The sequence below is a fragment of the Paenibacillus sp. HGH0039 genome, from assembly GCF_000411255.1.
Classification (GTDB): Bacteria; Bacillota; Bacilli; order Paenibacillales; family NBRC-103111; genus Paenibacillus_F.
The window spans coordinates 1,720,947-1,740,230 of sequence record NZ_KE150413.1; the positions used below are offsets into that span (position 1 = coordinate 1,720,947).

A 19,284-nucleotide genomic window follows, 5' to 3' on the forward strand; every position below is an offset into this window, starting at 1 on the left:
TCAGCCGCTTTCCGCCTTTTTTGTTGAAAAAACGAATTAAATCTTGTTGTTCGTGAAACATTTCGCAGGCCGGTTAAGAAGAGGCCGTAGCCGTAACGTATGTTACAAGCGCCGGTCCGGTATAAATCGGCCGAGAAGTGCTTAAATGCCCAGTTGACGAACGTTGACGATTTCCGGCTGTTTCTCAAGCTCGGCAATAACTTCTTTCGGAGCGGTCTTATCGATGGTCAGAACCATGATCGCCGATCCGCCGATGACCGTACGGCCTACCTGCATGGTCGCAATGTTCACGTCATTGCTTCCGAGCAGCGTACCTACGCGGCCGATAATGCCGGGTTTGTCGTTATGCGAGATGAGAAGAAGCGAGCCTTCCGGTGCAAAGTCCACCGGGTATTGATCGATGCGCACGATGCGCTCGCCGTAACCGGCCAGCAGCGTACCCGCCAGTGTGCGGTCGCCTTGTTTGGATTTAACGGTAATCGTCACGAGATTGGTGAACGTTCCGGTTGTGGACGATTGCTGCGTCGTGATATTGATATCACGGGATTTGGCCATATGCATGGCGTTCACGAGATTGATGCCTTCGAGATGCTGCGTGAAAACGCCTTTAACGATATAACGAGTCAACGGATTCGTGTCCACGTCGGCGAGATCGCCGGAGTAACTAACGACGATTTCATTGACGGGTCCTTCGGTCAGCTGACCTGCGATAAGACCGAGCTTTTCCCCGAGGTTGAAGTAAGGCTGCAGTTTGCTCATCACGGTAGCCGGTACAGGCGGCATATTCACGGCATTTTTGAACGGTTCGTTGCGCAGAATATGCAGAAGCTCTTCCGAGACGTCAATGGCTACGTTTTCCTGAGCTTCAATAGTCGATGCGCCCAAATGCGGCGTGACGATGATGCTCGGATTGTTCAGGAACGGGTGGCTCGCCTGAGGAGGTTCCTGCTCGAATACGTCAAACGCGGCTCCGGCTACAGTGCCGTTTTCGATTGCGGCCACGAGGGCGTTCTCGTCAACGATTCCGCCGCGTGCGCAGTTGATGATCCGGACGCCTTTTTTCATGATGGCGAATTGAGCCGGGCCTACGATATGGCGCGTTTCATTCGTCAGCGGCGTATGGACGGTAATGAAGTCGGCTGCGGCCGCAATATCGTTGACCGTTCCGAGCTTGACGCCGATTTTCTCGGCTCTGTCTTCCGTCAGGAACGGATCGTAGCCGATGACATTCATGCCGAACACTTTGGCGCGTTTGGCGACTTCGCTTCCGATGCGTCCCATTCCGATGATGCCGAGTGTTTTGTTTCGAAGCTCGACGCCGACGAACGATTTGCGGTCCCATTCACCGCTGACGGTCTTTTTGTAGGCTTGCGGGATGGAGCGGGCTACCGACATCATCATCGCGAAAGTATGCTCGCAGGTTGCGATCGTGTTGCCGTCCGGCGCGTTGATCACCACGATGCCGTGTTTGGTTGCCGCTTGGAGGTCGATGTTGTCGACGCCGACACCCGCGCGGCCGATTACTTTCAGTTTAGGCGCGGCTTCCATGATGCGCGGTGTAACCTTGGTCTGGCTGCGTACGAGCAGGGCGTCGTATTCACCGATGATCGTAACAAGCTCGTCTTCGCTTAATCCCGGTTTCTTGTCTACCTCAACATCGCTTGCGTCGTAGAGCATTTGGATCCCCATATCGCTGATCGGATCCGATACAAGTACTTTAAACATGTATATAGCCTCCTCTTGGGAAATAAAAAAACTCCCGAACCTCATACGTAACCCGTATGAAGGGACGAAAGTTATCTTCGCGGTGCCACCCTACTTCACCCGGCGTTCTCACGCAAGGCCTTATTGGTCCGTGTCGGGACCTGAACGATAACGGGTTCTGCCGATTGAGCCTGCGGCTTTCGCTTCGGTTCAATGCTCCGGAGTGCTTGGTATGCATGCGTCCTGCCGATTTCCACCAACCATCGGCTCTCTGAAAGGCTGTCCATGCGTACGTGTCTCCGTCAACGCTTTAACGTGATATATGTCGTTAAGTTTCACTTAATGTAACATGGCCCCGGCAACGTGTCAATAGGGTTACCCGAATATTCACGCCGTTTTAACAAACGAAACGCCAAATAGGGTGATAAATCCGTACTATTACTCTTGTATTCGGATATAATATTCGCTATTCTTCAGTTATTACGAAAATTTTCCACATGTAAGCGCATGTAAAAAAAGGAGAAGCCTGCATGAAACATATTGCGCCCGAAAAATTTCTTGAGCTCCTGGACAAACCGGAGATGCTAAAGGGGATTCGAATTGTCGATGTCCGCGAACCGTACGAATGGGACCATTACCATCTGAATGAGCCGGAGCTCATCCCCATGAATACCATTCCGGAGCGATTGGACGAACTGGGCGGTGACGCCGACCTGTATGTCTTGTGCGCGCATGGTGTGCGCAGCGAGATGGTGTGCGGTTATCTGGAGAGAAACGGCTTCGATCCGGACAAGCTGGTCAATGTCGAAGGCGGCATGGCGGCTTTGGCGATGCTGCGCGGTTTTGCCTACGATTAAGAGACGTCAGACTAGTCATGTCTTGGAGGAAGCGGAAGCGCCTCACCCGGCTCCATGTTAAGCGCCATCCACTGTGGAGAGGCGCTTTTTTTTATGTTCGGAGCGGAACTTTTTCGGGACTTATCCGTTCTATTAAGAAGGACAAGATTTCCTCTATGTGAGATTCATGGTATGTTAATAAGGATGAAGATGATGGTATCGAGACTCGGCATCATAGACAACTAATACCGCGTAATAGGGGAAAGTCCCTGGGAAGGACCATCATGAGAAAATGGAACTGGAAATGGAAAGATCTGAAAAATATCCGCATTAAGACGGACATCCGGGTCGATGACCTCAATGACCGGATGCTGCTTATTAACTTATATGGAACCCAGGCGATTCTGCTGGTGATCGGCGTTATTATGCTGTTCGTTCAAGGGGCGGATTGGCGGAGTCTTTTCAGCTTTGCGCCCGGCTGGTCCATCGTCCTCTGGGGAGGCGGTATCGCACTGGCCGTGCTGGCCGCGGACCTGATCGTGTCCAAATATGTCCCCGAGGAAGTTACGGACGACGGGGGAGTGAACAAGCGTATCTTCGGCAGGCGTCCGCTGTGGCATATCGCGCTCATCTGCGTGCTGGTTTCGATATGCGAAGAACTCCTGTTCCGCGCGGGCCTTCAGCATTACCTGGGTCCATATTGGACAAGCATCGTTTTTGCGGCCATTCATATCCGTTATCTCCAGCATTGGCTGATGACGGGTCTTGTTTTTTGCATATCCTACGGGATCGGCTGGATTTTTATCCATACCGGGTCCTTGTGGACCGCTATTTTCGCCCATTTTATGATTGATTTTATTTCGGGCTGCATCTTACGTTACGGCAAGGAGGAGTAATCCGGCATGGAAGGCAACAAGACACAGGGGATAGAGTACGAACAGCCGATACTCGCAGAAAGCGATTTAGTCAATGATAATGAAGAAGAAAGCCATTACCTCCCTCCGAGAAGCTCGGTACATCCGTCCGAACGGGCCAAAGTTACCCGCTGGTTTTACCGTCTGCTTCTGTTTTTGTTCATTCTTCTCGTCATGGGGCTCGGCTGGTGGGGAATCCGATATACATCCGGAACTTGACAAGTCAAGTCCGGCCGCAACCAGATGCCTGACAAACCCGGAAGACGCGCGGCGCATACAAGCCGTTTGGTCACAAGGTTCGTCGGGTTTTTTGTTGTGCTGCCAGGGGCTTATTTCCTGGGGCCCGAATCCCTCCCATTCCCACTTTACGGGCGAATGGCCCCCGCCTATCAGACGCAACCTAATCAAGACTCATACATTCTAAAAACTTGGAGGGATACGGGATGAAATTAGGCAGTTTCCTTATCGGAAGCGTCGCGGGCGCTGCACTTGCTATGTATGCCGGCAAGCGGATAAAAAGCATGCGGTCCGCGATGTTCAGTTCGGAAAGCAGCGGGATCGGCAGCTCATTAAACGATGTAATCGGCCAGACGAAAAATTTCGTTTCCGGTTCCGGCCGCAAGGAAAGCTCCAAGCAGCAGTCGAATCAGAGCTCCAGCTCTTCTCACGGTTCCGGCGGATCTCATTCTTCGGACGGCAAGGAAGCGCTGGAAAACCTGATCGCCAAAGATTCGCAGGTAAAAGCGGCTGTAGACGAGATACTGGTGAAAAACGCCGCGTCATCCCAGGCGACTCACTGAGTGTAAAGCTGCGCTGACCGCTCCGCGGGGAGCGTGAAAGACCGAAAGGCACCTCTTCTGCATTCCGCAGAGAAGGTGCCTTTAAATTTTTGCCGCATAGCTAACATTTTGGCTTTAACATGGTATACTAATACTAGGTGGCACCCATAAGCGTGCTTGTTTCCGCAAGCGCACACACCATGGTTTTCAAACCGGCATATTTTGTTTATAACCATTCAAACAGAGGTGTCATGGAAAGGAGGATCCTGTCATGAAAATCGAACGTTTAAGCCCGGATAAAATACGGATTTTCCTTACATTCGATGATTTGACGGAACGGGGCATCCAGAAAGACGACATGTGGAGGGAAATCCCCAAAGTTCACGATCTTTTCAGCGACATGATGGATCAGGCCTATTCCGAATTGGGTTTCGAACCTGCAGGACCTTTAGCTGTAGAAGTTTTTGCGCTCCCTGCCCAAGGAATGGTCGTCATTGTGACCAGGGGCAGCATGGACTTATCCTTGCAAGCCGATTTGCTGGATGACCATGATGACGAAGAAGTGTACGAAATGGAAGTGACGCTTGAACAAAGCGACATCGTTTCATACGCCTTCCGCGATTTCGAAGATTTGCTTCGTGCTTCAAAAGTCGTCAATCCGATGCTAACGGATGGTGGAGCGCTTTATACGTATAAAAACAAATGGATCCTTCAGCTCGAACCGACCGAACTGCCGGAAGGCAAGTTCCAGACGCTCATCGCCGTTCTATCCGAGTACGGAGATGCGACCAACGTGACGAAGGCCGTACTCGAAGAGTATGGAAAAGCTGTAATTGAAGCTAATGCGGTCCAGGAATTATGCCGGCATTTCGCATGATTATGCCTTACACTCCAACTACCGGCGTGGACCATTCCCGACCTTGCCCGAATGTGCACGGCTCCGGGTGGCTGCATGCCGGACAAGATATAGGCGGCACCTGCTTCATAAAGCATTCTCCAAAAACAAGTGTTTTTGCAGGATGCTTTATTTTCATTGCGTTATAATACATAAACGAGGTGGTCAACATGGCTAACACCGAAAACTTGAACGTACTGGAATCTACTCAAACGATTATTGAAGATGCTCTGAAGAAACTCGGATATTCCGACGAAATGTACGAGCTTCTCAAGGAGCCGCTCCGCGTGCTGACGGTCCGGATTCCGATCCGGATGGACGACGGCAAAGTCAAGGTATTCACAGGCTACCGCGCCCAGCATAACGATGCGGTCGGTCCTACGAAGGGCGGAGTCCGGTTTCATCCCGGCGTGACCGAAGACGAAGTGAAAGCTCTCTCCATCTGGATGAGCTTGAAGTGCGGCATCGTGGATCTTCCTTACGGCGGCGGCAAGGGCGGCATCATCTGCGACCCGCGGAGCATGTCTTTCCGTGAGCTGGAAGTGCTCAGCCGCGGGTACGTAAGGGCGATCAGCCAACTGGTAGGTCCGAACAAGGACATTCCGGCGCCGGACGTCATGACGAACTCCCAGATCATGGCCTGGATGTTGGACGAGTACAGCCGCATCCGCGAGTTCGATTCCCCGGGATTCATCACGGGCAAGCCGATTGTGCTGGGGGGTTCCCACGGACGCGAGACGGCGACTGCCAAAGGCGTCACGATCATGATCAACAAAGCGCTGGAGAAGCGCGGCATTCCGCTTCAAGGCGCCCGTGTCATCGTTCAGGGATTCGGCAACGCGGGAAGCTACTTGTCCAAGTTTATGCACGAAGCCGGGGCCAAGGTGGTCGGGATTGCCGATGTGAACGGGGCCTTGTACAATCCGGACGGACTCGACATCGAATATTTGCTCGACCGCCGCGATTCCTTCGGTACCGTGACGAACTTGTTCCCGAATGTAATGCCGAGCACCGAAATTCTGGAGCAGGATTGCGACATTCTGGTGCCGGCCGCAATCGAGAACCAGATCACGCAAGAGAATGCCCATCGCATTAAAGCAGGTATCGTGGTCGAAGCGGCGAACGGACCGACTACGCTGGAAGCGACCAAAATTTTGACGGAGCGCGGCGTGCTGCTCGTTCCGGACGTCCTGGCTAGTGCCGGCGGTGTTGTTGTGTCCTATTTCGAGTGGGTACAAAATAACCAAGGATATTACTGGACGGAAGAAGAAGTTCATTCCAAACTTCAAGAAGTGATGGAAAAAGGCTTCGAAAATGTCTATACTATTCATAAAACACGCGGAATCGATATGCGTCTAGCGGCCTATATGACCGGCGTACGCAAAATGGCGGAAGCCGCCCGTTTCCGTGGTTGGGTATAAGAAGGACGGAATCGTTCACCGGAACAGAAAGGGGGAAATGGGATGAACGTGTTTTCCGTTCTAATGGCGGCGGTTGCTCCCGGAATCTCCCTTCTTGCTTATTTTTATTTGAAGGACCGTTATGAAACGGAGCCGATCCACCTGGTCGGCAAGCTGTTTTTGTGCGGAGTCTTACTCGTTATTCCGGCTATGGTGCTTCAGAATTCGTTTATGCAGGAGATCGGCGGGGATAATCATTTTACCTTTGCTTTCTTTATCTCCGGCGGGTTGGAAGAGTTTTTGAAATGGTTCGTTGTGTACCATTTGATATACCGTCACGATTCGTTCGACGAGCCTTACGACGGGATCGTTTACGCCGTGGCCGTCAGCCTTGGATTCGCTACACTGGAAAATATCCTCTATGCGTTCGCCAATGGGATCAGCATGTCTTCGCTGCTCATGCGCGCCCTTCTTCCCGTTTCGGGACATGCGCTTTTCGGCGTTATGATGGGCTATTATCTCGGCAAAGCCAAGTTTATGCGTTCCCACGAACGCAAGTATTTGCTCGCCTCTTTGTTCCTGCCTATTTTGTGGCACGGGGCGTTCGACTACATTTTGCTGGTGGCGGCGAATAACTGGATCTGGTTTATGCTGCCCTTTATGACGCTTCTCTGGATCCGCACGCTCTGGAAAGTGGACCGTGCCAACGACCGGTCTCCGCTCCGCATCGTCCGCGGGGAAGAGGAGTTTAAAATCGGATAACGGTGACCATACTGGTTGTGAAAACACTTATTTGGTGCGCAAGCGAAGGCGCGGAAGGTGAACACATGACCGTGAACCGGGTGAAAGTTACGATCCGTTGCAGACAGTGCGGAGAACGATTTATCCTGAAGGGACGCCGCGACAAAGGCAGAATCGAAACCGGCTTTAAACGCTGCATCTGTGACAACGAGCATGATTTAGAGGTTGAAACCGAAGATTGAAGATTAATCCAATCGAATGCAAGTAAGAAGAGCAAGAAAGTCTGCGCATGGCGTGCAGGCTTTTTTTGCTGTATAAACTTCGTTTCGAAGGCAGACAATAACGGCAATATCGCCTAAGAAAGGAGCTTACAAGCATGTACAGAAAAATGAGTATGGTTTTATTTCCAGTCTGCGCTGCGGCATTGGTCGGTACGGGGGTTTGGGGGTATTCTCAGCAAAAGCAGAAAAATCAAGTCTCCATTAAGGCGGAAAACCAGTATCAGCGTGCTTTTCACGATTTGTCCTATCATATCGAGAAGCTACATACGGAACTGGGCAATACGTTGGCGATCAATTCCACCTCGAATGACACCTACCGTAAAGGTCTGGTGAATGTCTGGAGGCTGACGAGCCAGGCGCAAAACGAAGTGAACCAGCTGCCGCTGGGCCTGCTTCCTTTTAACAAAACGGAAGAGTTCCTGTCCAACGTCTCGAAATTCAGTTACCAGACCTCGACGCGGGATTTGACGAAAAAGCCTCTGACGGACGGCGAATTAAAAACGCTGAGCACCCTGTATGAGCATTCCAAGGAGATTACGGGGGATTTGCGTGGAGTCCAGGAGAAGGTTATCGCCAATAACCTGCGCTGGATGGACGTGGACTTGGCGCTCGGTTCCAATAAGGAACCGAACGACAATACGATTATCGACGGTTTCAAAACGGTGGACAAAAAAGTCGGGTCCTACAACGATTTGAAAGAAGGCCCCTTCACCATGTCAACGCAGTCGAAATACACGGCTCAAATGCTCGACGGTCCCGAGATCGACGAACAGGAGGTCCGTAAGAAAGCGGCGGCATTCCTTGGGGTAAACAACCCGGCTATCTTTAATGTGGTCAAAAACGGCAACGGCGCGGTCGAGTACGAATCATATACGTGCTCCCTACCCGGTAAGAATGGTGCCGATATCACGATGGACTTTACGAAAAAAGGCGGGCAGCTGATCTACTTCATGAATCCCCGCGATGTGAAGTCGACCAAACTTCAGGTTGAGCACACGCGTGAAGCGGCGGCCCAGTTTCTGGAGCGGCACGGGTATAAAAATATGACTGCGGTCAGCTTCGACCGTCACCAGAACATCTGCAATATGACGTTCGCCAAGCAGGAAAAGGATACCGTTATTTATCCGGAGAAGCTGGTCGTAAACGTCGCTCTGGACGACGGTCAGATTCTTGGGCTCCAGGGCACGGATTTCGTGTTCGCCAACCGGAATCACAAAAATATCGACCAAGAGCCGAAGCTTTCGAAGGAAGAGGCGAGAAGCCACCTGAGCCCTCAGTTGAAAGTGACCCGGCACACCAAGGCGCTTATCGTCAACGATCTGAATCAGGAAGTGCTCTGCCATGAATTTATCGGCAGTCTGAACGGTCAAACGTACCGGATTTATGTCAACGGCGAAGACGGTACGGAGGAAAAAGTGGAAACGATCCGCAAGGAAGACGCCGAGCAGGCCAAGCAGCAGCCTGTCACGCAGGGGACTTGACGGGATCCGTTCAGAGAAGCGGCTTCGGGAATCCCGGGGCCGCTTTTTTGTGTCTTCCTAAATGGTGGAGGCGTGCTATAATCAAGTAGAAACAGGCAGGATTTAACCGAAAAAAGGATGAGGTTACCGTGGCTCAGCTTATGAAAATCAACCAGCTGCTGCATCTTCATGTCAATACGATTGACGAGGAAGAAGCGAAACAAGAATACAAAGCGAGAATTTCGGACGTGCTCCCGGACCGTCTGTGGATCGAAACCCCTATGAACGAGCGGACGGGCCGTTTGAAACGGCTGTACACGGGGGACGAAGTAAGCGCCTTTTTTGTGACGGACGGAGGCGTGAAAAATTATTTCCAGACCTCGGTCATCGGCTTCAAGGAAGAAGGAATCCGGCTGGTCGCGCTAGCCATGCCCGATCCAGCCTCGATTACGAAAGTCCAGCGCAGGAGCTTTTTGCGGATTCCCGCGGAGCTGGAAATTTCCGTACAGGCTGGCGACACCGTTCCTATCGTAGCGTTGACGGAGGATGTCGGAGGGGGCGGGGTTTCCTTCACCTGCAAGGGCAGTGAATTTCCGGACAACGTTACTCAGGTGAACTGCTGGCTGCTTGTGACTTACAAGAACGGAACCTTGGAGCATCTGCCTTTCAAAGCGGAGGTCGTACGGGTTAAAACGCTGGAAACGGGACGCAAAATCGTCATGCTGCAGTTCAGCGAAATTACGGATCGCGACCGTCAGAAGCTGATTCAGTACTGCTTCGAGAAACAATTCGATTTCCGCAAAAAGTAACTTACATAAAACCGGCCCGTTCGGGAAACACTGCATTCCAAACCAAGCTCGTTTGCGGGAGGATGCCAGTGAAAATCCGGAGGTCCGGGCAGCAGCAACGCCCATTAACTTACGAACGTTACGAACGGCTGTTTGTTGAATTTTCCGAGCGGGTCGAGAAGTTGCTCTTAAGATGTTTATATGTACTGTTGGCCGGTTTGCTGATCAGCCAGCTCCTTCTCCAATTTCCGGCTGTGCGAAAAGAAATCACCCGGGTCGATCCTTTGGAGGGAGTGCCGTACGTCCGGCATGGGAAGGAATAGTCGCTTTCCGGAAAATTCAGGCAGGCCGCAGACTTTTGCATCTGTCTTCCGGCTATGGTATAATTTACAGCGTTAGCAGGCTGCGCCTGCTTTTTTGTTCGTAAGGTTTTGTTAGGAGGAGCCTTTGTTTTGACTAAATTTAATATCGCGATAGATGGGCCAGCCGGTGCAGGCAAAAGCACCATAGCCCGCAAGGTCGCAGGCGAGCTTGGTTTTGTCTATGTGGACACGGGAGCGATGTATCGGGCGGTCACCTGGAAGGTGCTGCAGGACGGGGTTGACCCTCTGGACACGGAGACTGTCGCAAGAACCGCTGCCGGCATGAAGATCGAACTCGTACCGGGACCGGACGGACAGCTGGTGTTTGTAGACGGCCGGGATGTATCTTCCGATATCCGTACCAAACTCGTCACGGACCAGGTTTCACAAATCGCCGCCATTGCGGAAGTGAGGAAGCTTCTCGTAGACAAGCAGAAGCAGATGGCCGCTTCCAAAGGCATCGTGATGGACGGCCGGGATATCGGCACGCATGTGCTTCCTGATGCGGAAGTGAAGGTGTTCCTGACCGCGAGCGTGCGTAAGCGCGCCGAAAGAAGATTTCAAGAAGTTCAGGGTACGGCAATGGCGACCACTCTCGAAGAGATGGAAAAGGACATTGCCCGCCGCGATATGCTGGATGAAGGCAGGGAAGTATCTCCCCTTGTACAAGCGGCCGACGCTGTAATGCTGGACAGTACAGATCTGACCATTCCCGAAGTGGTGGAGAGCATCCTGGAGATGTGCCGGTTGAGAGCAGGCGGTGAAAGAGCATGAGCTTTTACCATTTCGCGCGGGGAGTCTGCAATGTCGTGTATTCCCTGCTGTTCCGGATTCGCGTGATCGGCAAGGATAACATCCCCGAGCACGGCGGTGTACTGCTCTGTTCCAATCACATCAGCAACTTTGATCCTCCGCTTGTCGGCATCCGCCTCAAACGCAAAGTTCATTTTATGGCGAAGGCGGAGCTGTTTCAAATTCCGGTTTTAGGTCTAATAATTAGTAAAATTGGCGCTTTTCCGGTTAAACGAGGAGGCGTCAGCAAAGAAACGATCAAGGGAACGCTGAACTTGCTTCGGGATGGAAACGTACTTGGCATCTTTCCGGAGGGAAGCCGTAAAAATCCCGGTGTGGGAAAGAAGGGTGCAGCGATGTTTGCCCTGAAATCCGGCGCGGCCGTTGTGCCGACCGCAATCATCGGGGATTACAAGGTGTTCGGCAGAATGACGGTCATATACGGGAAACCGCTTGATTTGACCCCGTTCAGCGAAGCCGGATCGGCCGATCTCGAGCAGGTGACCGAGTATATCATGCAAGAAATTAAGACTTTGATCCGGGAACACCGGAAAGAAGTCGCTTAACTAAAAACGAACCCGGTTGTAAGGAAATGCTGCCGCGCAATCCGCGCCGTGCAGATGCCTATACAAAATTAACCGTCGGTGTGTTTATTTTCGAGGAGGGTATCCCATGTCAGAAGAAATCAAAAACGAAAATCAAACGAACGAAAGCCAAGAAGCTCAAGAAGCGATGAGCCAAGTCGCAGCCGTAAAGAAAGGCGACATCGTCAAAGGCAAAATCATTAAAGTCGAGCAGGATCAAGCAATCGTAGATATCGGTTACAAATACGACGGCACGATTCCGCTTCGCGAGCTGTCTTCCGTCCAAATCGAGAACGCGGATCAAGCGGTTCAAGAGGGCCAGGAGATTGAGCTTAAAATCGTAACGATTGACGACAACAAAGAAAAGCTGGTTCTTTCCAAGCGCTCTGTCGACAGTGAAAAAGCATGGGAAACCCTGCAGCAGAAACTGGACGAGAAAGTCATCATCGAAGCTGTCGTGGCCGAAGTGGTTAAAGGCGGTCTCGTTGTTGACGTTGGCGTGCGCGGCTTCGTACCGGCATCCATGGTAGAACGCAGCTTTGTCGAAGATTTCTCCGACTACAAGGGCCGCACTCTGCGCTTGAGAGTGAAAGAAATCGACCGCGAGAAGAACAAAGTGATCCTTTCCCAGAAAGATGTGCTGGATGAAGAATACGAAGCTCAGAAGAAAGACATCATCAGCAAAATCGAAGTGGGCAAAGTATACGAAGGTACCGTACAGCGCCTGACTCAATTCGGCGCGTTCGTGGATATCGGCGGCATCGACGGCCTGGTGCACATCTCCGAGATGGCTTGGCACCATGTTGAGCACCCTTCCGAAATCGTCAAAGAAGGGGACAAAGTAAGCGTGCAGGTCCTGAAAGTAGATCCGGAGAAAGATAAAGTGAGCCTGAGCCTGAAAGCGACTCAAGAAGGTCCTTGGGAAAAGGCCGAGAAAACTTTCACAACCGGCGAAATCATTACCGGTACGGTAAAACGTCTTGCGGGTTTCGGCGCGTTTGTTGAAATCGCTCCGGGCGTTGAAGGTCTGGTTCATATTTCCCAAATCGCTCACCGTCACATCGCGACTCCGCAGGAAGTTCTGAAAGAAGGCCAAGAAGTTAAGGTGAAAGTCCTTGACGTTAACGCGGCTGAGAAGCGCGTAAGCCTCAGCATCAAGGAAACGGAAGAAGCTCCGGCTCAAACCGCATCTTCCGCGCCTTCCAACTACTCTTCCAGACCGGAAAGATCCTCCAACCACCAGAAAGAACTGGCCGGCAACGAGAATGTTTCCCTGAGCAATCAAGGCCTGTCCATGACGCTCGGCGAGCGCTTCGGCGACAAGCTCTCCAAATTCAAAAAATAATAGACGACTTGAACAGGAGGAAGCGGAATGCGCTCATCGCGCAAAATGGATCACGTGCAGTTTGCGCTCCAGACGGGTCAGTCCGGCAACCAGGGGTTGACGGATGTCAAGCTGGTGCCTAACTGCCTGCCAGACGCTTCCACCGAGTCTGTCGCTCTCTTTACGACAATCGGCGAACTCAATTTGAGTTCGCCGATTGTCGTAAATGCGATGACCGGCGGAGCACGCGAAACCGAAGAAATAAACCGCGAGCTTGCAGTGGCGGCCAGGGAACGGGGACTGGCAATGGCCGTGGGCTCTCAGATGTCCGCTTTGCGGGATCCTTTGCAGGAATCAAGCTACCGCATCGTCCGTCAAATGAATCCGGACGGGCTCGTCTTTGCCAATTTGGGAAGCGAAGCGACAGTGGAGCAGGCGGCACGCGCCGTGGACATGCTTCGCGCGGATGCGCTTCAAATCCATTTGAACGTCATGCAGGAGCTGATCATGCCTGAAGGCGACCGCAGCTTCCACGGCATGCTGGAGCGCGTAAGCCGCATTGCGGCGGGCACAGGAGTGCCTCTGATCGTCAAAGAAGTCGGTTTCGGCATCCCGCGTGAAAACGCGAGACTGCTCAAATCGGCAGGCGTACAAATTTTGGATGTCGGCGGTTCCGGCGGCACCAATTTCGCCGCGATAGAGAATGCGCGGCGAAAATTGCCCCTCGATTGGCTGAACGACTGGGGCATGAAAACGAGCGTGACTCTGATCGAAGCGCTGCAAGTCTACGAACGAGGCAGGGTCATGGCCACGGGAGGCATCCGCACCAGCGAAGACATCGTCAAGGTGCTTGCCCTCGGCGCTTCGGCGGCCGGAATGGCCGGAGCCCTGCTTAAAATTTTGCAAGGCGAAGGTACGCAAGCTTTAATCGATCACATCGACGAGCTGCATCACGGGATCGTTCTGATGATGACCGCTCTAGGAACGGTGCGCATCGAACAGCTGTGGACACGTCCCGTGATTATCACGGGATCGACCGCGGAATGGTGCAACGCCCGCCGGATCGATTTAACTGAATATGCCTGCAGAACGGAAGCGGAGTAAAAACGGGATGTTTTGTCATACTAGGAGTAACGAAACGAGCTAGGGTGACAAACTATGAATCCAGGTTATCTTGCTTCCGTACTCCTCGCCATCTCTGTCATATTTCTGCTCAGCGGATGGCGGGAAATTTTTATGAGAAGTATATCCGGACGTGACATACTTCTTTTTTTTATGTTCGCGCTGCCTGCCGCTTGGCTGACCTTCTCCGTGGGAGGCGCTCTAATCAACGGCACCGTGCCGGTTGCTTTCTGTGCGGCTCTTCTGATCGGTATCCGTAAAAAGAGCCTCTGGGAAGGCGGGCATCTGTTCGCGACCGGTCTGCTTCTCGGGGCCGTTCATTTGCTGATGCTGGAGCTGTACAGCGTGGATCCCGTCATGATTGTGCTGAAACCCGAATGGGATATCGCCGTTGTCCTTGCGGTATTGGTAATGGGAATGCACCGGGGAGCGGCCGAGCAGTATGTTTCGCTGACGGTAGCCATGATTGCGGGAGACCTTTCTTTTGCCTGTATGCACGGCGGCACGATGCCGGTTCATCTCGGGACACCCTCGTTTCTAGACAAATGGTGGCTCTCCTTTTTAACGGCGCGGTTGCTGACCGTCTTCCTTGAATCGGTTTATTCGGGATGCAGGACAACCGCCCGGCAATGGATCCAGCGAAAGCGAGGTTGGAGGAAATGATTGCGCATATGCTGTCGCAAAAAGAAACGGTCGCTGTTTTTGTCGGATTGTTTTTCGGGATCGCGTCGCGTCTGTACTTATTAAGAACGGATTATCGTCAATATCCGACTTATCCCCACGGCAAAATCATTCATGTTTCGCTGGGAGTGATTGCAGCCGGTCTGGGTGCGGTGGCGGTACCTGCATTGCTCGACAAAAACTACACGGCTGTCACGTTTTTGACCGTTGCGGCCCAGCAGTTCCGCGATGTGCGGAATATGGAGCGTCAAAGCCTGATGCAGGTGGATCAGATGGAGCTTGTCCCGCGGGGCGTTTCGTACATTGAAGGCATTGCGATGGTTTTCGAAGGCCGAAACTATCTGGTGATTTTTACCTCGATGATGGCTTCGCTGTTCACTCTGGTTTTCGCCTGGTATTGGGGGGCGGCTGCCGGACTGGCTGCTGTCGGGGTATCGATTTATTTTAAGACGGGAAAAAATATGACCCACATCGCGGATATTGGGATCAGCGAAGTGCGGCTGGACGGGCCTAATCTGTATGTAGGCGATATTTACATCATGAACGTCGGGCTGGAGAGCGACCGGGAGCTGATCGCGAGGCAGGGGGTAGGCCTGCTGGCCGTACCGAAAAATCCCGACGCCCGAGTCACACTGGCGAATCTGGGCCAGCGGCAGGCCATTCTGCATGATATTTCCACGGTCCTCGGCGTGTACAGGGACAGCGGAGAACCCGCTCTGATGCCGATGGCGAAGCTTCATCTGGACTCGGGGACGCTCGGTGTTTTTGTCCTTCCCCAAGTGAAGGACCCACAAAAGGCGGCTGCCGCGCTCAAACGGGTGCCGGTACTGGAAAGCGCCATCCGCATGCCGACGGAGTCGGCGGCCGGACCTCACAAGGAGGCGTGAAGAGTGGCAACGATCAAAGCGGTTGCGGTTGTGGAAGGCGTTAAAGTCGATGGCGGGGCTCCCATTTTTTATGCAAAAGATGAAGCGGAGCTCCAGCAACTCGCTTTTAATTTGGAGAAAATTCTTGATGTCAATGCTCACGTCTTAAAACCGGGAACCTTCATCCTTGTCGATCACAAGGGATAGCGTTCACTGAAAACATTAGCCAATCCAGCGCTTTTTTGCTATGATGAAGAATGTGAAATTTCCAATAATGAGAACTTGAGTGACCATCAGTAAGGAGTGAACCGAATGGCAAGACCCATTCTAGCGATTGTGGGGCGTCCGAACGTCGGTAAATCGACGATATTTAACCGGATAATCGGCGATCGGCTGGCCATCGTTGAAGATAAACCGGGCGTGACCCGAGACAGATTGTACGGGATCGGCGAATGGCTGGACCGTGAGTTCAGCGTCATCGACACCGGCGGTATCGAAGTCGAAGGCGAAGACCAGATCATGAAGTCCGTACGCGTCCAGGCCGAGCTCGCGATTGAAGAAGCGGACGTTATTATTTTCATGGTAGACGCGAAAGCGGGCGTTACCTCGGCGGACCAGGAGGTTGCCCAGCTTCTTTTCCGGTCCCGCAAGCCGGTTGTCCTGGCCGTTAACAAGGTGGACAACATTCAGCGGCAGGATGAAATTTATGAATTTTACAGCCTCGGTTTCGGTGACCCGATCGGGATTTCCGGCGCGCACGGCATCGGAATCGGCGATATGCTGGAAGCCGCGGCAGCCCATTTCCCGGATCATCCGGATGAAGAATACGGCGAGGAAGTCATCAAGGTCGCGCTGATCGGGCGTCCGAACGTCGGCAAGTCATCGCTTGTAAACGCCATCCTCGGAGAAGACCGGGTCATTGTCAGCGACCAGGCCGGCACGACCCGGGATGCGATTGATACGCCTTTCGAGCTTGACGATCAGAAATACGTCATTATCGATACGGCCGGCATGCGCAAACGCGGCAAAGTGTACGAGAATACGGAAAAATACAGCGTAATGCGCGCGATGAAAGCCATTGAGCGCGCAGATGTCGTGCTTGTGGTCATCAACGGCGAAGAAGGGATTATCGAGCAGGACAAACATATCGCCGGCTATGCGCACGAAGCGGGCAAAGCGGCTATATTCGTCGTCAACAAATGGGACGTGGTGGAGAAGGACGACAAGACCATGCACCAGTTCACGCAGAAAATCCGCGATCACTTCCTGTTTATGACATACGCGCCGGTTCTGTATGTGTCCGCCCGCACGACCCAGCGTGTCCAGAAACTCCTGCCCATGGTCAACCAGGTGGCGGAGCAGCATACGATGCGCGTTCAGACTCACGTTCTCAACGATGTGGTCTCCGATGCGGTCATGTTTAATCCTCCTCCGACCGACAAGGGCAAGCGTCTGCGTATTAACTATGCCACGCAAGTTTCCGTTAAGCCGCCGACCTTTGTTTTCTTTGTGAATGAGCCGGATATGATGCACTTCTCATATGAGCGCTATCTTGAAAACAAAATTCGCGGAGCTTTCGGTTTTGAGGGAACCCCGATCCGTTTGTTCACGCGAAGAAAATCCGACGACGAATAGGGGAGAGTTCGTTTGATCTACATCATTCCCGCAGTAGCAGCTTATTTGCTGGGTTCGCTCAGCTTCAGCTTTATCATTGGGAAAATGGTCAAGGGGATTGATATCCGGGCGCACGGAAGCGGAAATGCCGGAGCCACCAACACGCTGCGCGTGCTTGGCAAAGGACCGGCTGTCTTGGTACTTGCGCTGGATGTCGTGAAAGCGATTCTGGCTGTCTGGATCGGCAAGTGGATGGCTCCGGATCTGATCTGGGTCCATGTCGCTTGCGGGCTCGCCGTAATTATCGGTCATAACTGGCCGGTATTTTTCGGTTTCCGGGGCGGCAAAGGCGTAGCTACTGCCATCGGTGTAACGGCTACCCTATGCTTTCTTCCCGCGCTCTTCGCGGGTATTATCGCCATTGCATCCATTTTTCTGACCCGTTACGTCTCACTCGGCTCCCTGCTGTTTACCGCATTTTTACCTTTTTTCGTATGGGGCATGGGAAGACCGGTCGAAATCTTGTGGGGCGTTATCGTAATCGGGGTATTTACTTTTTGGCGGCACCGTACAAATATCAGTAAACTGGTTCAAGGCCGAGAAAATAAGATCGGCTCCAAAAAGGCGTAGCCTGCTCGATGAATCGGCTTAGAAGGGAGACAGCCATGACTAAACACGTATCCGTACTGGTAGCGGGAAGCTGGGGAACGGCTCTTGCCTCCGTACTGGCCGCTAACGACCTGGACGTAACGATTTGGACGAGAAACGCCGGACAGGCGGAAGAGATCAATACCTTACATACCAACAGCCGTTATTTGCAGGACATCGCGCTGTCCCCGCGCATCCGTGCCACTACATCGATTCGCGAAGCGGTTGAAAACAAGGACGCCGTCGTATTCGTGGTACCTTCGGCAGGAATGCGCGAGGTGGCGTCCCAAGTGAGAGAATTCTTAAGCCCGGATACGCTCGTGATTCACGCGACCAAAGGCTTCGAATCGCTCACGCTGAAAAGGATGACCACCGTGCTGGCCGAGGAGCTTCCGCAGTGCGACCCGGGACGTATCGTCGTTCTGTCGGGACCGAGCCATGCGGAAGAAGTGATCCGGGAATGCCCGACGACTGTCGTTGTGGCATCTCCGACGGTCGAAGCGGCCGAAGCGGCGCAGGATCTGTTCATTAATTCGTATTTCCGCGTCTACACGAACCCGGACGTAACGGGAGTCGAAGTGGGCGGCGCGCTCAAAAATATCATCGCCCTCGGCGCGGGTCTCTCCGACGGTCTCCGGTTCGGCGACAACGCCAAGGCGGCCCTCTTAACCCGGGGGCTCGCCGAAATCGCACGCCTCGGGGCGGAGATGGGCGCCAACCCGATGACCTTCGCAGGCCTGGCGGGAATCGGCGACCTTGTGGTCACCTGTACCAGTACGCACAGCCGCAACTGGAAGGCGGGCTATCTGCTGGGCCAGGGAGAGCCTCTCGACCAGGTTCTCAATAAGATGGGCATGGTCGTCGAGGGCGTCAAAACGACGAAGTCCGCTTATGCGCTTGCACAGGAGTACGGCGTCACAATGCCTATCACGAACGAGCTGCACCACGTTCTGTTCGAAGGGAAAGCGCCGCGCGCGGCGGTTGAAGATCTGATGGGCCGCGGCCGAACGCATGAGATCGAAGAGGTCGCCAATCAGACGGATAAATGGATTCTGTAGCCTACACCATTCCTGCCGAGCCTTCATACACTACCATAGATTCAAGTCCAGTTCCTTATAGCGGACAATATGGTTGGGAGGCGGCAGCGTGCCTAAAAATCCGAAAGACATTCTTAATGCCGTTAAGAAAAAAACGGGTAAAAGCGTAACCGAGAAGGATATCCAGAAGCTGGCTAGCGGCGTGAAACCGTCAACCGTTCAGGATGAAGCACAGCTGCGGCAGCTGATTAAGCAGGTTTCCCAGCTTGTCGGGATTAACGTGCCGGAAGAAACTGTCAAGGATATCGTTCATGCGGTTAAAAGCAGCAAGCTGGACGGCAACAACATGCAGCAAATGATGAATCTCATTATGAAAAAATAGCGATAAACGCCAGCGGAAGCGCAGGGGGACCGTAGGAGGCCGAAAGGCAGCCCGCGGTCCTTTTACTCGTGATT

General features: G+C 52.9%; 22 protein-coding genes and 1 other annotated feature. Of the genes, 21 read left to right on the top strand and 1 reads right to left on the bottom strand.

Features of this window, described 5'->3' with window-relative positions; genetic code table 11:
• Positions 1-141 precede the first annotated feature (141 nt).
• On the bottom strand, positions 142-1,725 hold the full coding sequence (gene serA, locus HMPREF1207_RS22235; protein WP_009674382.1) for a phosphoglycerate dehydrogenase: 1,584 nt from the start codon (positions 1,723-1,725) through the stop codon (positions 142-144).
• 57 nt (positions 1,726-1,782) lie between these two features.
• Positions 1,783-2,019: a binding site (T-box leader), on the bottom strand.
• A gap of 215 nt (positions 2,020-2,234) precedes the next feature.
• Here serA and HMPREF1207_RS22240 point away from each other — a divergent pair.
• From HMPREF1207_RS22240 to HMPREF1207_RS22340, 21 genes are all read left to right on the top strand, one after another.
• Positions 2,235-2,561, top strand: coding sequence for a rhodanese-like domain-containing protein (locus HMPREF1207_RS22240; protein ID WP_009674419.1), 327 nt, complete (start codon positions 2,235-2,237; stop codon positions 2,559-2,561).
• Between the two features lie 263 nt (positions 2,562-2,824).
• A complete protein-coding gene (locus tag HMPREF1207_RS22245; protein ID WP_009674414.1) occupies positions 2,825-3,436 on the top strand; it encodes a CPBP family intramembrane glutamic endopeptidase in 612 nt (203 codons plus the stop codon).
• Positions 3,437-3,442: 6 nt separating this feature from the next.
• Complete coding sequence (locus HMPREF1207_RS22250) at positions 3,443-3,673, top strand: hypothetical protein (RefSeq protein ID WP_009674397.1); 231 nt, start codon at positions 3,443-3,445, stop codon at positions 3,671-3,673.
• Positions 3,674-3,897: 224 nt separating this feature from the next.
• Complete coding sequence (locus HMPREF1207_RS22255; RefSeq protein ID WP_009674391.1) at positions 3,898-4,254, top strand: hypothetical protein; 357 nt, start codon at positions 3,898-3,900, stop codon at positions 4,252-4,254.
• A gap of 250 nt (positions 4,255-4,504) precedes the next feature.
• The gene (locus tag HMPREF1207_RS22260; protein ID WP_009674407.1) at positions 4,505-5,110 is read left to right on the top strand and encodes a genetic competence negative regulator; all 606 of its coding nucleotides are present in this window, start codon (positions 4,505-4,507) and stop codon (positions 5,108-5,110) included.
• Positions 5,111-5,298: 188 nt separating this feature from the next.
• The gene (locus HMPREF1207_RS22265; RefSeq protein WP_009674390.1) at positions 5,299-6,549 is read left to right on the top strand and encodes a Glu/Leu/Phe/Val family dehydrogenase; all 1,251 of its coding nucleotides are present in this window, start codon (positions 5,299-5,301) and stop codon (positions 6,547-6,549) included.
• Positions 6,550-6,591: 42 nt separating this feature from the next.
• A complete protein-coding gene (gene prsW / locus HMPREF1207_RS22270; RefSeq protein ID WP_009674403.1) occupies positions 6,592-7,290 on the top strand; it encodes a glutamic-type intramembrane protease PrsW in 699 nt (232 codons plus the stop codon).
• 17 nt (positions 7,291-7,307) lie between these two features.
• Positions 7,308-7,511: a hypothetical protein gene (locus HMPREF1207_RS29400; protein ID WP_148498308.1), complete on the top strand. Its 204-nt coding sequence runs from the start codon at positions 7,308-7,310 to the stop codon at positions 7,509-7,511.
• 134 nt (positions 7,512-7,645) lie between these two features.
• Entirely contained in the window at positions 7,646-9,031 is a 1,386-nt protein-coding gene (gene ypeB / locus HMPREF1207_RS22275) for a germination protein YpeB (RefSeq protein ID WP_009674396.1), read from the top strand.
• A gap of 128 nt (positions 9,032-9,159) precedes the next feature.
• Positions 9,160-9,819, top strand: coding sequence for a flagellar brake protein (locus tag HMPREF1207_RS22280; protein WP_009674400.1), 660 nt, complete (start codon positions 9,160-9,162; stop codon positions 9,817-9,819).
• Positions 9,820-10,250: 431 nt separating this feature from the next.
• Positions 10,251-10,934, top strand: a complete 684-nt coding sequence (gene cmk / locus HMPREF1207_RS22290) for a (d)CMP kinase (RefSeq protein WP_009674432.1) — start codon at positions 10,251-10,253, stop codon at positions 10,932-10,934.
• Complete coding sequence (locus HMPREF1207_RS22295) at positions 10,931-11,518, top strand: lysophospholipid acyltransferase family protein (protein WP_009674404.1); 588 nt, start codon at positions 10,931-10,933, stop codon at positions 11,516-11,518. The genes cmk and HMPREF1207_RS22295 overlap by 4 nt, the downstream gene beginning before the upstream one ends.
• 106 nt (positions 11,519-11,624) lie before the next feature.
• Positions 11,625-12,881 (top strand): 30S ribosomal protein S1, encoded by a 1,257-nt coding sequence (rpsA, locus tag HMPREF1207_RS22300; RefSeq protein WP_009674424.1) that lies wholly within the window; start codon positions 11,625-11,627, stop codon positions 12,879-12,881.
• Between the two features lie 27 nt (positions 12,882-12,908).
• Positions 12,909-13,964, top strand: a complete 1,056-nt coding sequence (gene fni, locus HMPREF1207_RS22305; RefSeq protein WP_009674447.1) for a type 2 isopentenyl-diphosphate Delta-isomerase — start codon at positions 12,909-12,911, stop codon at positions 13,962-13,964.
• A gap of 54 nt (positions 13,965-14,018) precedes the next feature.
• Positions 14,019-14,645 carry a YphA family membrane protein gene (locus HMPREF1207_RS22310; protein WP_009674440.1) on the top strand — a complete coding sequence of 209 codons (627 nt, stop codon included), beginning with the start codon at positions 14,019-14,021 and terminating at the stop codon, positions 14,643-14,645.
• Positions 14,642-15,550, top strand: coding sequence for a YIEGIA family protein (locus HMPREF1207_RS22315; RefSeq protein ID WP_016423994.1), 909 nt, complete (start codon positions 14,642-14,644; stop codon positions 15,548-15,550). The genes HMPREF1207_RS22310 and HMPREF1207_RS22315 overlap by 4 nt, the downstream gene beginning before the upstream one ends.
• Positions 15,551-15,553: 3 nt before the next feature.
• Entirely contained in the window at positions 15,554-15,736 is a 183-nt protein-coding gene (locus tag HMPREF1207_RS22320) for a capping complex subunit for YIEGIA (protein ID WP_009671973.1), read from the top strand.
• 105 nt (positions 15,737-15,841) lie between these two features.
• The gene (gene der, locus HMPREF1207_RS22325; protein ID WP_009671990.1) at positions 15,842-17,164 is read left to right on the top strand and encodes a ribosome biogenesis GTPase Der; all 1,323 of its coding nucleotides are present in this window, start codon (positions 15,842-15,844) and stop codon (positions 17,162-17,164) included.
• 12 nt (positions 17,165-17,176) lie between these two features.
• Entirely contained in the window at positions 17,177-17,773 is a 597-nt protein-coding gene (plsY, locus tag HMPREF1207_RS22330; protein WP_009671988.1) for a glycerol-3-phosphate 1-O-acyltransferase PlsY, read from the top strand.
• A 35-nt stretch (positions 17,774-17,808) separates the two neighbouring features.
• On the top strand, positions 17,809-18,849 hold the full coding sequence (locus HMPREF1207_RS22335) for an NAD(P)H-dependent glycerol-3-phosphate dehydrogenase (RefSeq protein WP_009671986.1): 1,041 nt from the start codon (positions 17,809-17,811) through the stop codon (positions 18,847-18,849).
• A gap of 88 nt (positions 18,850-18,937) precedes the next feature.
• Complete coding sequence (locus HMPREF1207_RS22340) at positions 18,938-19,210, top strand: stage VI sporulation protein F (protein WP_009671993.1); 273 nt, start codon at positions 18,938-18,940, stop codon at positions 19,208-19,210.
• Positions 19,211-19,284: the final 74 nt, after the last annotated feature.